The sequence below is a fragment of the Mesorhizobium sp. WSM4815 genome (genome assembly GCF_055811575.1).
In genome coordinates, this window is sequence record NZ_JBVVQS010000031.1 from 1 (window position 1) to 411 (window position 411).

General features: G+C 64.0%; 1 protein-coding gene. It reads left to right on the forward strand.

Features of this window, described 5'->3' with window-relative positions:
* Nucleotides 1–411 (forward strand): transposase (locus tag AC0L2B_RS00120; RefSeq protein WP_473743622.1); only part of this gene is annotated, 411 nt, incomplete at both ends.

A 411-nucleotide genomic window follows, 5' to 3' on the forward strand; every position in this document is an offset into this window, starting at 1 on the left:
TCGACTGGGAGGGCCGGCGCCAGGTGCTCGGTGTCGAACTGGCCAACCGGGAAAGCCATTCGAGCTGGCGCGCGTTCGTGGCAGGGCTCAAGCAGCGCGGGCTCGCCGGCGTCGAGTTTGTCGTCTCCGACGACCATCCGGGGCTCAGGGCAGCGATCCGGGAAGTCCTGCCCGAGGCAGTCTGGCAGCGCTGTTACGTGCACTTCCTCAGAAACGCGCTCGATTATGTGCCGCGCAAGGTCGATGACGACTGCCTGATGGAGCTCAGATGGTTCTATGACCGGCGCGACCTAGCCGAGGTCAAGCGCGACCTGGCGCAGTGGATCGCCAAATGGCAGGCCAAATACCCGAAGCTGGTGGATTGGGTGGAGAACAACATCGAGGAGACGCTGAGCTTCTATCGGCTGCCGC